We start from the raw sequence: 12,774 nt of genomic DNA, 5'->3' as shown, positions 1-12,774 counted from the left end.
AATAGGAGGCGAACCTGCTGAACTGAAACATCTAAGTAGGCAGAGGAGAAGAAAACAAAAGTGATTCCGCTAGTAGTGGCGAGCGAACGCGGAATAGCCCAAACCAATGTTGTTACGGCAATATTGGGGTTGTAGGACCACGATATTTCTTGCGGATTGAATTAGAATTACCTGGAAAGGTAAACCGAAGAGGGTGATAGTCCCGTATAAGTAAGAGAAGATAAGGATAGTGGTATCCTGAGTAGGTCGGGGCACGTGAAACCCTGATTGAAACTGGCGGGACCATCCGCTAAGGCTAAATACTCCTGAGAGACCGATAGTGAACCAGTACCGTGAGGGAAAGGTGAAAAGAACCGTGAATAACGGAGTGAAATAGATCCTGAAACCATACGCCTACAAGCGGTCGGAGCCCATTCGTTGGGTGACGGCGTGCCTTTTGCATAATGAGCCTACGAGTTACCGTTGCTGGCGAGGATAAGTGATTAAGTCATGGATCCGTAGCGAAAGCGAGTCTTAATAGGGCGCTTTAGTCAGTAGTGGTAGACGCGAAACCGTGTGATCTACCCATGGGCAGGTTGAAGTTTAGGTAACACTAAATGGAGGACCGAACCGTTTAACGCTGAAAAGTTTTCGGATGACCTGTGGGTAGGGGTGAAAGGCCAATCAAACTCGGAAATAGCTCGTACTCCCCGAAATGCATTTAGGTGCAGCGATGATCATAGTTACTTAGAGGTAGAGCTACTGATTGGATGCGGGGGCTTCACCGCCTACCAATTCCTGACAAACTCCGAATGCTAATTAATGATAATCATCAGTGAGGGCATGGGTGCTAAGGTCCATGTCCGAGAGGGAAAGAACCCAGACCATCAGCTAAGGTCCCCAAATGTATGCTAAGTTGAAAAAACGCGGTTTGATTGCCCAGACAGCTAGGATGTTGGCTTGGAAGCAGCCATTCATTTAAAGAGTGCGTAACAGCTCACTAGTCGAGCGATCGAGCATGGATAATAATCGGGCATAAGTATACTACCGAAGCTATGGATTTACGTTTTAGACGTGAGTGGTAGGGGAGCATTCTATCGACATAGAAGCCGTACTGTGAGGTATGGTGGAGTTTATAGAAAAGAAAATGTAGGCATAAGTAACGATAAGGGGTGCGAGAAACACCCCCGCCGTAAGACTAAGGTTTCCTGAGCTATGCTAATCAGCTTAGGGTTAGTCGGGACCTAAGGCACACCCGAAGGGGGACGTCGATGGCCAACGGGTTAATATTCCCGTACTACTAATAATTGTGATGGAGTGACACAGTGATGAAAGCACCGCGAACTGACGGAATAGTTCGTTGAAGCACGTACCTATATTCCCTATAGTAAAATGCGTAGGGGATGGAGAAATGCGATAGTACTCAGCGTTTTCGAACAACGAGATAGTGTGCCTAAGGGCTGTCAAGAAAAGCTTCTAAACTTAGATTATTAGTACCCGTACCGTAAACCGACACAGGTAGTCGAGGAGAGTATCCTAAGGCGCTCGAGAGATTCATGGCTAAGGAACTAGGCAAAATAGACCTGTAACTTCGGGAGAAAGGTCGCCAGCGCAAGCTGGCCGCAGTGAAAAGGTCCAGGCGACTGTTTATCAAAAACACAGGGCTCTGCAAAATCGTAAGATGAAGTATAGGGCCTGACACCTGCCCGGTGCTGGAAGGTTAAGAGGAGATGTTATTCGCAAGAAGAAGCATTGAATTGAAGCCCCAGTAAACGGCGGCCGTAACTATAACGGTCCTAAGGTAGCGAAATTCCTTGTCGGGTAAGTTCCGACCTGCACGAATGGTGTAACGATCTGGACACTGTCTCAGCCATGAGCTCGGTGAAATTGTAGTATCGGTGAAGATGCCGATTACCCGCAGTGGGACGAAAAGACCCTGTGCACCTTTACTATAGCTTAGTATTGTTCTTGGATAAGTGATGTGTAGGATAGGTGGGAGACTTCGATCCTGCGTCGCCAGGCGTAGGTTAGTCATTGTTGAAATACCACCCTTTGCTTATTTGAGATCTAACTCTGCATTGCAGAGGACATTGCTTGGTGGGTAGTTTGACTGGGGTGGTCGCCTCCAAAAGAGTAACGGAGGCTTCTAAAGGTTCCCTCAGCACGCTTGGTAACCGTGCGTAGAGTGCAATGGCATAAGGGAGCTTGACTGGGAGACTAACAAGTCGATCAGGTACGAAAGTAGAGCATAGTGATCCGGTGGTTCCGCATGGAAGGGCCATCGCTCAAAGGATAAAAGGTACGCCGGGGATAACAGGCTGATCTCCCCCAAGAGCTCATATCGACGGGGGGGTTTGGCACCTCGATGTCGGCTCGTCACATCCTGGGGCTGGAGAAGGTCCCAAGGGTTGGGCTGTTCGCCCATTAAAGTGGCACGCGAGCTGGGTTCAGAACGTCGTGAGACAGTTCGGTCTCTATCTACTGTGGGCGTTAGAAATTTGAGTGGATCTGATTCTAGTACGAGAGGACCGAATTGGACCAACCTCTAGTGCATCTGTTGTCTCGCCAGGGGCATCGCAGAGTAGCTACGTTGGGCAGGGATAAGCGCTGAAAGCATATAAGTGCGAAACCCACCACAAGATGAGATTTCTTTAAAGAGCCGTTGAAGATGACAACGTTGATAGGCTATAGATGTAAAGGCAGTAATGTCATAGTCAAGTAGTACTAATAGCTCGTAAGCTTATGTGTACTCCCTCTACTTTAGAGTAGAGGGAGGGCAACTTTCTAAAATGAAGTAAGTATTTGTTACGTTATAATATACCGAATTAGTTATAGGATCCGCAAGGAATTTATAACAACCGCTTTAGGGTGGTTATTGCGGCGGGGCTCACCTCTTCCCATTTCGAACAGAGAAGTTAAGCCCGCTAGCGCAGATGGTACTGCCACATGGTGGGAGAGTATGTCGTCGCCCTTCTTTTGAAAAGCCTGATTACGTAAGTAGTCAGGCTTTTTTGTTTTATAGCTGTTGGTGAGAAGGTGTGGTGATGAGAAGGTGCGGTGATGAGAGGGTGAGGTGGTGAGCAAACCTCACAAAGCAATTGGAGAGAGGAAAAAGGAAAAGGGAGAGAAGTAAATTTTCTAAATAGTGTAAATTTTTCTTTAATCGATATATCTTACAACTTCACAAATAACAAAGCTCACAACAACCCTCAAGCAAAATAAAAGCCCTTAAAAAGGGCTTAAAATAAGTTTATATGCTATGTTTTCTCTAAGTCTTGGGTTTTGTTTATAATATCCGACATGGCATAGCCTTTGCGAAATAAATAAGCTTGAAACTTTTGTTTTTTCTTTTGTAAATCAGCATCAGTTAATTGATTCCACTTGTTTTCACTGATTCGATCAAAGGTTTGATAATATTCTTCATCTTCAATTTCAGCTAGGGCAATTGCAATAATCCGACTATTGATGTTTCGGAATTTTAATTCTGTTGTAATTCGATTTCTACCCCAAGCACTTAAACGGTGTTTTCCTCTGACAAAACTCTTGGCAAATCGCTCTTCATTTAAGAAACTATGTTCAATGAGGTGTACGATAATCTCATCGTGTATTTGTGGCGTTATTCCCAATAGAAACATCTTATTGACTACTTCTGAGTGACAGCGGTCTTGATACGCACAATAGTTTTCTAATTTGCGTTTCGCTTCATCAAAGGAAAGGTAGGTGGTATCTGTTTTCAATCGCATTGTTTTTTACAAAGATAAAAAAGGATTTAGGAAGTTGGAAGGGATGTGTGTGGCTTTTCTGTTCCAATAAATTATAGTGTGCAAAGGCATTGATTATTTGCTTTAAGTTTTGTAGTTTTCGTCTAAGAAAAATAACAGCTAACATTATGAGTATTAATAAAAGTTTTTTGCTTGAATTACAGCATGAATTAGGCAGTACAAGAAAGATTATTGCTTGTGTACCAACGGATAAATGGGGATGGAAACCACATGAAAAGTCGATGAGTTTAGGAGATTTGTCTAAACATATTGTTGAATTAATCGTTTGGACAGAATGTATTACAAAACAGGATGCACTAAACTTCCATACGGATTATAAGCCCTTAGAAGCGACTTCTACTGATCAGTTACTCCAACTTATTGATGCATATGAAAAACGCGTTGTAGCAGCCATTGAATCGACTACAGAGGAGCAATGGATGCAAACTTGGGCGCTGAAAGCTGGAGAACATACGATTATGGAGATGCCTAAAGTTGGAGCGAATCGCTTTATCGTAAATAATCATATTTATCATCACAGAGGACAACTATCTGTTTATTTGCGTTTGCTAGATATCCCAATTCCAGGAATGTACGGCCCTTCTGCAGATGATGCAAGATAGTTAGATTAATTCTACCACTTTGTGTATTCAATCACATAGTAGATAATTCAATTGATAATGAGGTGTATACTGTGTGATTTGTTGTTTTATACGTAGGAGTTAAGAGGGAAATTTGGAATAGATATTACATAAAGTAGTTTGCGTTAAATTTATTAAAATTAAAAACAGAGCGTATGCGGGGAATGCAAATATTAGGGTGCGGCTTTATGCTTATTCTAGCAAGTTGTGTTGGAATAAAACCTCAACCAAAAGTTTTAGAAAATGAAAAGTTGTATTTTCCCCTTATGCGGGAAGAGGCCCTCGAAGAATTTCGGGATTGTTTTCATCATATGAAAGGAGCTTGTAATAAACTATTACCCAATGATTCCTTATCAAAGTATTCTAATGAATTGTATTCAAGTCATTTATTCAAGTCTAATGAACCAATATTGTATACGCAACGCAATACAGGAAGAATGAGTATTCGATTTATGCATCTAAAAAGTTGGTCAAGTCCGCTTTCTTACCGAATGGATCATGTAGGTGATGAAATTACTTATACATTCAATAAAACAAAAGGAAGTGGTGGTATTATAGGAGAGGTTGCCTTTGCACATGAAGAAAAAATTGCTCAATTAGCTGCTTGGGAAAAGGTAGTAACTCAATTAGAGCACATTGACTTCTGGAATATGGATACTCATGATGCTAATATTATATTGGATGGAGAACAATGGATTCTAGAAGTGTTATTTGACGATAAGTACCATGTCGTCATGCGTAATTTACCGGAACTTTATGGGAATGAAGCGTATGCTGAATTGTGTAAGCTCGTTAGAGCGGCTGCCGATGACTAAGAGACTCAGTCTATTATTTTTATACTCTATTACATTCTAAATAATAACTAAGATGTTCTAAAATTTAACGAGGTGTTTTATCTAATTTCGTGTAATAAAATAGAATTTATTCATTTGAAAAATTTATTTTTTATTCTTATCTGCTCGTGTATGTATTATTCGTCTTTTTGACAAAGTAAGAATAATACGGTTTACTCTACTATTGGAGGGCAAGGGATAGAGACTTCTTTTAAAACACGATTGACGTATGATATTCACCTAGAAGCGTTCGCAGGTATAGGCGCTGGTTATGGTCTAAATGAAACCAGTGGGTATTCTTATGAGTATGGTTTTATTCCTTTTGCTAAGACTAATTTGAAATGGCATTTCGTCAATGAAGAAGTACGTACGTTTTATCTTGCTACTCAAGTAAAATATTCTTTTGGAAAGCCTTAGGATTCTAGTTACAATCAAGTGTTGATTACAGAAGGGCATATTGGCAATGAACAGTACTTTACTCCCCAATTCATCTTCAATATTCATGTAGGTGGGGTATTTCAAGATTTCGATGTAGATCGAGGAGAGTTCCTATTTACTTTTGGTGTTACGTTCAAGTACGCTATTTTTAAGTTTTAGTATAGAAAATAAAAAACCCTGACTACATCGTAATCAGGGTTTTAGTACCCGGAGTGGGAATCGAACCCACAGAAACAGCTATGCAATCTATTTATTTGTTAAATAATTGATTTTCAGGTGTAATGTGTTTTAATTCAATGGGTTGTATTTGTGTTTTTTGCTTTTTGTATTGAATGAGATTGAAAGATATTGAATGAAATTGTTGCCATGTCGACTAATGGTTGGCTAAATAATTAAACGTTTTACATTTGATCAAATACTTAAAAAAAGACAATATGAGTCAAATAAAATTCATGCTACAAAGTAGTAGAGAAAACGCCCAAATTTATGTTCGCGTTTCAAACGGGAGAAAGTTAGATGTGAAAAAAGTAACAGGTTTTTGTATCGATTCAAAAGACTGGAGTGAAAAGACGAATCTCCCAAAACAAAATAAGGCAGAAAATAAGTTACTGATTAATCACCTTAATAAGCTATCTGCCCATTTATTTAACGTTTTAAACAATGATTTAGCCGAAGGTGTACGTATAGATAGTATTTGGTTAAATAATCAGATCAACGCATGCTATGGTCGTGTTGAAATGGAAGAACGTGATATTTTTTCTAATTATATTCAATACATTATAGATAATGCTGATACAAAAGAGGTTAGAGGTGGTAAAATAGGGTTGAGTAATGGAACTGTAAAAAACTATAAATCATTTAAGAAGAATATTTTAGAGTACGAAAGGAGTCTTAAAAAGATTATAAGATTTGGTGATATCAATAGAACATTTACAGACAAATACAAAAATTGGTTATTGAAAGAAAAGAAGTTCTCGGTGAATTATGCGGGTAAACAGTTTGAATTTATTAAAACGGTTTGTCATGATGCGCAAAAAAATGATATCGAAGTTACACTTCATTCAATAAAACTCAAACCATTTAGACAAAAAGATAAAGATCGATATATACATACTTTGTCTTTGGAAGAGATTGATAAAATTTATCATACGCAAATGCCAACTCCACATTTAGAGAATGTAAAGAAATGGCTTTTAATTGGTTGCTATATTGGACAGCGAGGGGGTGATTTGTTAAAGCTAACGCCAAAAAATTTAAGACCAATTGAAGATGCAGTACTTATTGATTTAATTCAAGAAAAAACAGAAAAGGCTGTTACCATAGGCGTAAGTAAAGATTATGTTTTAGATATTCTATTTAATGATTTTCCTCAACGGGTTTCTTTAAATAAAATAAATACACATCTTCAAAGAGTTTGTGAAATAGCAGAGATCACTGAGGAAGTTGAAGGTTATATTGTTAATCCAGATACAGGGTTAAGGGAGCTAGGTAAAGCACCAAAATATACGTTTATTACTTCTCATTGCTTTAGACGATCATTTGCAACCAATTTTTATGGAATGATAAAAACACCTATATTAATGGGAATAACAGGACATTCCGAAGAAAGAATTTTTTTAAATTATATTAATAAGCGTCAAGATAAGGACGGAAATGCACTTCAATTTTTAGAGGAATATGCTGAGGGAGTTACGTTCAAGTCTTGAAAAAATTTGATTTGAATTATGATATATAATTAACTTTATAACCAATATACTAGTTTGGTATGGGTAATTCTAATGTAAACAATACTAAAAAACCATTCTTGAATAGAATGGTTTTTTTTGTACAAATAATTATATTTAAAAATAAACACTTTTAATTATGGCAGATTCTTCTGAAAAAGCAAAGATTGGGGAAAATACAATTGAAGAAAGTTACTTCGTAAATTTCTATAAAAAAGGTTTAAATAAGTATTTACCACCAAGATATAAAGATAAGAGTATAGATGAATTGGCTGAAATTGACCTAGAGAAGGCTCTTGATAAATGGTGGAAAGACACAATTATTGATGAAAGCAAATATGAAAATTTAAAGAATGATAAGCTTCTTCATTCTCACATAGTTGATTGTGTGAAGACTATTACGGAATTACAATTAAAAAAGATTAAACTAAAGCCTCTTGTTGTATCGAATAGAAAATATGAAATTATAAAGAATCGATTAGTTCGTTTTTTTGATCAATACTGTATTGCGTTATTGTATTTTATAAAAAATTACGATTCTATTGAGAGTAGAAACGAAATGATTAAAAGAACAGGGAATAATATTTTTGTTAATTCTGGGACGTGTCATTGGTTTATACAGACTATAGACAGTAGATTTAATATTAAAAAAGGGGACACCTACGGTTTAAATGCTTTTGTCAATGCACTAATTAATAATGATGAAGTTAAGAATCATATCCTGTTAAAAAGTTTTACCCAAAAGAAAGTGGTAGAGTATATAAATCTATTTTATGGTGAGGATGTGATAAAATATAAGTCTAAATTATCTAATCCTAAGAGCTATATTATAGAGGTAAATGAGTTAATAAAAGAGTATCTCAGAACTAAAAAAAGGTAGATCACGACGTTTTTTTTGAAAAATAAATTCATTTCTTTTTTTAGAAATAAATTAAAAACTAAATCTGTCTTATTTTTCCATAATGCGTTTTTTGGTATTGTTTTGTTTGTTTGTTAATAAAAATATTATTGTTTGTTTGTTTTTATTGTTAATTTAAAAACAACTCGTTTTTTTTAAATCGAATTTTTATCGAATAAATATTGTTTGTAATTGCGATCAGAAACATTAAATCGAATTTTTATGACAGCAATACAATTTATTGCCTACACACCTCAACAATTAGAGGATGTGATTTTAAAGAGACTAGAAGAATTTTTTAAAAAACAGTCTCAGGATGCTAAACCAAAGCAATTGGAAGAGTATTTAACACGTAAAGAAGTTGCACAACTTTTTAAAGTGGATTTATCCACCATTCACAATTGGTGTAAAAATGGGAAACTCAAACCCTATGGAATTGGTAATAGAGTGTATTTTTTAAAATCTGATGTACAGAAGGCATTAGTACCTCTTCATTTGGAACCTACCCCATAAGAAAAAGTTAATCGGCTACAAACTAAGTTTTTTGTTTAGTGGAAAAATATTTTGAATGTAAGTTGTTGAAAAACAAATATGTGAAAAATATTTTTCTGCTAAATGTAGCTTTTTTATGAGAAGGACATATTTATATATAAACAGCCTTTTGGCTCTATTATACCCAATTGATAAAAAGAACAAGATGAATATTAAAGAATACCTAACAATAGAAGAATGCTTAGCTCTTAATATTATAGAATTAAGCGTTAAACAAGTGAAAAGAAGAATTAGAAGTATATTAAATGATATTGGTGATACCAGAGTGATGTATAAGCTTAAAAACGGTATTAAAACTATCTTCTTGGAATCTGAATATGCAAAAACATTATATCGCATACGTAAGAAGAAGACATATATAAAGAATGATGAAATAAAATTTATTCAAACAGAAATCACCATTTCTTTTAATGAAACATTTGATAGTAATACATTACATGCATGGATGACTTACTTTGATGATGAGTTGCCTTATGTGTACTCAGTTGAAGGAAAAAATAAGAAATGCCATGTACATATTGGAACTAGTGTAGATATTGAGAAAGCAAAAAAATTAACAACCAATCTTTTAAATGTTTGTGGTGTAAATATCAAAAACAGCAATATTTTGATTCGTACAATTATTAAGTTTTCATCTACTGTAGAATACATGAATAAGTATGGTTCACTGGTAGACAAGAATTTTACAACATATAAGTTTGATAGTGCATATGTGCAGAGCTGTGATATTTATTTGAGTAAAATGCGCAATAAACAGAGTTTTATAAAAGATTTTAATAAGGTTGATTTTTTAAGTGGTGTTTTTGAGTATAAGGTTAAAAAGTATTGACCCCCCTCCCCCCTGGGTAATTAATTTGGATTGTGTTTTAATTTTGAAGATGTTGGTGCGTATCCGCTTAGTGTTATTATAAAAAAGGTAATTACCCTATATGCCAATACTAAGTTGATTTTCAAAGTGTTGAAAAAAAAATTTTTTCAATTTTTTTCAAAAATATACAGACATAAAAGGTGTTTTTTAGTGATTAAAATGCTTTAATTGTGTGTTTTATGTAATGTAAACCCCCACTATAACTCGATTTAATTATTTGTATTTAATTGATAATGAGTTAATTATATTTTATTATACATAGTTGTTGAAGAAAGTCGGGAGAAATTCCGACTTTTTTATTTTGAAATGAAGAAAAAGAAGAGTCAAAAATCTATTATTAACCCCCTCAAGTTGTTTAAATAGAGGAATATTTTTTATAAAAAACTGTGGTTTACTCAAGCTGTTCTATGCTATAGAATTGAGAGAATAAATTCATAGAAGGTTTTGGTGAGGCTATTAATTAGCTTTCATTTACTAATTGATAGGTGTTGTTTACTATGTTTTTTAGTTAGATTTGAGCGTAATTATATTACTTTGTATTTACTAATCCGTTTCTTAACATACAAACTCTTTAAACCTTATAGTGTAAGAATTAAACCTATCAATATGACTCACCCTACAGAAATAAAAATTCCCAATGATTCGATTATAACCGAATTCAAAGAACACCTCGATGTAGAATTTAACCAACGTATATTATTTACTGCTCCTTTTGGAGCGGGAAAATCAACATTTATTAATGACTTTGAAGATCAATATAAAAACGAATATCGCTTTATTCGGCTGTATCCTGTTAACTATGCTGTATCTGGTAATGAAGATATTTTTGAGTTGATCAAATTTGATGTTCTTTATGAGTTAATGAATAAGTATCTAAACGAGATTGATTTACAAAAAGAAGGATTTTCTTTGAAGCTTAAAAATTATATGTTTTTACGTTATAATCTTGATAGAAAAACCTTAATAACAAGCTTGTTGGCTTTAGGCGGTGAGATTGGGAAGCCAATAAGTGAGATTGTAAAAATGCTGTGGAATACCTATGATGAGTTCAACAAGTTTAATGAAGTAATTAAAATAGATGAATTAAAATTTATTGAGGATGTTTTTAGTTCTAGTGAAGCAGTAATTGGAAGCACTTATGAAAACGATTCATTATCAAAGTTTCTTTATGAATTAATAGATCGATTAAAGGGTGCAGTTCAAGATAGGCAAGATGTGAACATCGAACTAGATGACTTAAAAAAAGAATATAAAACGGTATTGGTGATTGATGATTTAGATCGATTAGATCCTGATCATATTTTTAGATTGTTTAATATATTTTCTGCTCATACGCATGCAGTGACAGGAGAAAACAAGTTTGGTTTTGACAAGATTCTTTTTGTCTGTGATATAGAAAATATTCGCAAGATTTATGCTCATAAATACGGTGAAGGTGTTGATTTCTCTGGTTATATGGATAAATTCTACTCTATTAGACCTTTTATTTACGATAACTTTAAGTACCTGCAGGAAAAGATAGTGACTATAATAAATAGATCTACGTTTAAAGATCAGGAACAAGAGGAAATTGCTAAACAAAATTCAGTGGTAGTTTTGTTAACTACAGTGTTAAAAATTTTATCAAAAAATAAGGTTATTAATCTGAGAAGTCTTTTAAAAAGTAGCGATTTTGTTTTAACTACTAGTGGGAATGTAACTGTAAAGGGTATTGTCTCATCAAAGACTGACATTAAGCTTTATATAGTCTTTGGAATTATAAGCGAGATGTTAGGTGGATGGTCACAATTAGAAAAGGCATTGATTTTAGTAAAAGACAATTCACACAATCAGCGCTATACTGATTATAATTACAACTCTTATCAAAAATATCGTTTCAGTGGGTCTAATAATGACAATGAATTAGATTTTTTATTTCAAGAAATTTTCAGAGTTTTTGTAGTAGAGCATTTAAGGAATGATACAAAAACTACCAATAAGGATAAGATTATTTCTTTTAATGATTTTGGGTTAGATCTAATCTATAGCTTAGTAGGTGAAGATATCAAGAGTTTTCGTGCTATGTTTATTAGAGAAAGCGGTAATATAGATACTTTGAAGTACAATATAAACTATGATTTGCTTCTTATTGAATCTTTTAAAAAGTTGAAGGAGTATGGTTGTATTGCAAATTATTAAGCATGTGTTTTTTGTGTCAAATTTAGGTTTGTATTTTGTGTTAAATTAAATGCGTAATTATGTTGTAATTAAATTTGAATGATTTATATTTGTGTGTCAAAAATAGATTACAATCTAAAAATAATACAAAATGAAAAATATCTTATATACACGTGTATCTTCTATAGGACAAGCAAAAGGAAATGGTGATGATCGACAACGATTAAATATACCATCAATTCAGTTTGATAAGGTATTTAATGATATTGAAAGTGGTAGCGTCCCTTTTTTTGAACGCAAAGAGGGAAAACAGTTAATAGATTATATTGAAGAATGCCAACACCCAGTAACACTCTATATTGAAGATGTTGATAGATTGGGAAGAGACCTCTTAGATATTCTTCAAACTTTTAAATATCTAAATGATAAGGATGTTAATGTTTTCATTCACCGTTATGGTATGTTTTCCTTAGTTGATGGAAAGCAGAATGATACTTTTAAACTCGTTTTGTCTCTCATGGGAACTTTTGCTGAATTAGAGAAGACTAAAATTAACGAGCGTACAAAACAAGGGCGTGAATTAAAAAAGAGAAAAGATGTAGAATTAAAAAAACTAGATCTTAAGCATAAGGATATAACGTACAAAGGAAGAAAAGTGGGTGCAACAGAATCTGATGAATCATTTAAGAATAAGCATGCTGAAGTTATTCAACTCCTAGTAGAGAATCCTAAAGTAACATTGATTGATCAGCATGATAAAAGAAAAAAGAAAACGAAATATATTAATGAACTTTCCTTAAGAGAATTGGTAAAATACCTTGAAGAGAATCACATTAAAAGAAGCGTCAATACGCTCCGAAAAATTAAAGATTTTGTAAGAGTTGCTATTTAATAAATGTTTTTGCCTTTTCTTTTAATGTTTT

General features: G+C 34.4%; 11 protein-coding genes and 2 rRNA genes. 12 read left to right on the top strand and 1 reads right to left on the bottom strand.

The features are described 5' to 3' along the window. Window positions 1-2,728: ribosomal RNA gene (locus AWV75_RS10615) — 23S ribosomal RNA — on the top strand; the annotation flags it as partial. A 115-nt stretch (window positions 2,729-2,843) separates the two neighbouring features. Next, window positions 2,844-2,953: ribosomal RNA gene (rrf, locus tag AWV75_RS10610) — 5S ribosomal RNA — on the top strand. Window positions 2,954-3,236: 283 nt separating this feature from the next. Here the strand turns inward: rrf and AWV75_RS10605 are convergent. Further along, entirely contained in the window at window positions 3,237-3,716 is a 480-nt protein-coding gene (locus tag AWV75_RS10605; protein WP_060874340.1) for a regulatory protein RecX, read from the bottom strand. Window positions 3,717-3,868: 152 nt separating this feature from the next. Here AWV75_RS10605 and AWV75_RS10600 point away from each other — a divergent pair, with 152 nt between their 5' ends. The 10 genes from AWV75_RS10600 to AWV75_RS10560 all read left to right on the top strand — a co-directional run bounded on the left by AWV75_RS10600 (window position 3,869) and on the right by AWV75_RS10560 (window position 12,743). Continuing rightward, window positions 3,869-4,363, top strand: a complete 495-nt coding sequence (locus AWV75_RS10600; RefSeq protein ID WP_060874337.1) for a DinB family protein — start codon at window positions 3,869-3,871, stop codon at window positions 4,361-4,363. Window positions 4,364-4,692: 329 nt separating this feature from the next. Beyond that, a complete protein-coding gene (locus AWV75_RS10595) occupies window positions 4,693-5,196 on the top strand; it encodes a hypothetical protein (RefSeq protein ID WP_156424192.1) in 504 nt (167 codons plus the stop codon). A 240-nt stretch (window positions 5,197-5,436) separates the two neighbouring features. Then, window positions 5,437-5,631, top strand: a complete 195-nt coding sequence (locus tag AWV75_RS18725) for a hypothetical protein (RefSeq protein ID WP_156424191.1) — start codon at window positions 5,437-5,439, stop codon at window positions 5,629-5,631. Window positions 5,632-5,649: 18 nt separating this feature from the next. Then, entirely contained in the window at window positions 5,650-5,811 is a 162-nt protein-coding gene (locus AWV75_RS18720) for a hypothetical protein (protein ID WP_156424190.1), read from the top strand. A gap of 275 nt (window positions 5,812-6,086) precedes the next feature. After that, on the top strand, window positions 6,087-7,358 hold the full coding sequence (locus tag AWV75_RS10585) for a site-specific integrase (RefSeq protein ID WP_060874335.1): 1,272 nt from the start codon (window positions 6,087-6,089) through the stop codon (window positions 7,356-7,358). Between the two features lie 157 nt (window positions 7,359-7,515). Further along, window positions 7,516-8,256, top strand: a complete 741-nt coding sequence (locus AWV75_RS10580) for a hypothetical protein (protein WP_060874334.1) — start codon at window positions 7,516-7,518, stop codon at window positions 8,254-8,256. 240 nt (window positions 8,257-8,496) lie between these two features. Further along, window positions 8,497-8,787: a helix-turn-helix domain-containing protein gene (locus tag AWV75_RS10575; RefSeq protein WP_060874333.1), complete on the top strand. Its 291-nt coding sequence runs from the start codon at window positions 8,497-8,499 to the stop codon at window positions 8,785-8,787. A 184-nt stretch (window positions 8,788-8,971) separates the two neighbouring features. Beyond that, on the top strand, window positions 8,972-9,655 hold the full coding sequence (locus tag AWV75_RS10570; protein ID WP_156424189.1) for a hypothetical protein: 684 nt from the start codon (window positions 8,972-8,974) through the stop codon (window positions 9,653-9,655). A 645-nt stretch (window positions 9,656-10,300) separates the two neighbouring features. Next, entirely contained in the window at window positions 10,301-11,872 is a 1,572-nt protein-coding gene (locus AWV75_RS10565) for a P-loop NTPase fold protein (protein WP_060874331.1), read from the top strand. Window positions 11,873-12,002: 130 nt separating this feature from the next. Next, window positions 12,003-12,743, top strand: a complete 741-nt coding sequence (locus AWV75_RS10560) for a recombinase family protein (protein ID WP_060874330.1) — start codon at window positions 12,003-12,005, stop codon at window positions 12,741-12,743. Window positions 12,744-12,774: the final 31 nt, after the last annotated feature.

It is taken from the genome of Myroides odoratus (assembly GCF_001549985.1).
GTDB lineage: Bacteria > Bacteroidota > Bacteroidia > Flavobacteriales > Flavobacteriaceae > Flavobacterium > Flavobacterium odoratum_A.
Note: the sequence above shows the minus strand (reverse complement) of the source record. Positions and strands in the feature narration are given on the sequence as shown.

What these genes read in the sequence shown, in the direction of transcription:
- AWV75_RS10600 (WP_060874337.1), top strand. Translation starts at nt 3,869, where the DNA reads ATGAGTATTAATAAAAGTTTTTTGCTTGAATTACAGCATGAATTAGGC.
- AWV75_RS10595 (WP_156424192.1), top strand. Translation starts at nt 4,693, where the DNA reads ATGAAAGGAGCTTGTAATAAACTATTACCCAATGATTCCTTATCAAAG.
- AWV75_RS10585 (WP_060874335.1), top strand. Translation starts at nt 6,087, where the DNA reads ATGAGTCAAATAAAATTCATGCTACAAAGTAGTAGAGAAAACGCCCAA.
- AWV75_RS10580 (WP_060874334.1), top strand. Translation starts at nt 7,516, where the DNA reads ATGGCAGATTCTTCTGAAAAAGCAAAGATTGGGGAAAATACAATTGAA.
- AWV75_RS10575 (WP_060874333.1), top strand. Translation starts at nt 8,497, where the DNA reads ATGACAGCAATACAATTTATTGCCTACACACCTCAACAATTAGAGGAT.
- AWV75_RS10570 (WP_156424189.1), top strand. Translation starts at nt 8,972, where the DNA reads ATGAATATTAAAGAATACCTAACAATAGAAGAATGCTTAGCTCTTAAT.
- AWV75_RS10565 (WP_060874331.1), top strand. Translation starts at nt 10,301, where the DNA reads ATGACTCACCCTACAGAAATAAAAATTCCCAATGATTCGATTATAACC.
- AWV75_RS10560 (WP_060874330.1), top strand. Translation starts at nt 12,003, where the DNA reads ATGAAAAATATCTTATATACACGTGTATCTTCTATAGGACAAGCAAAA.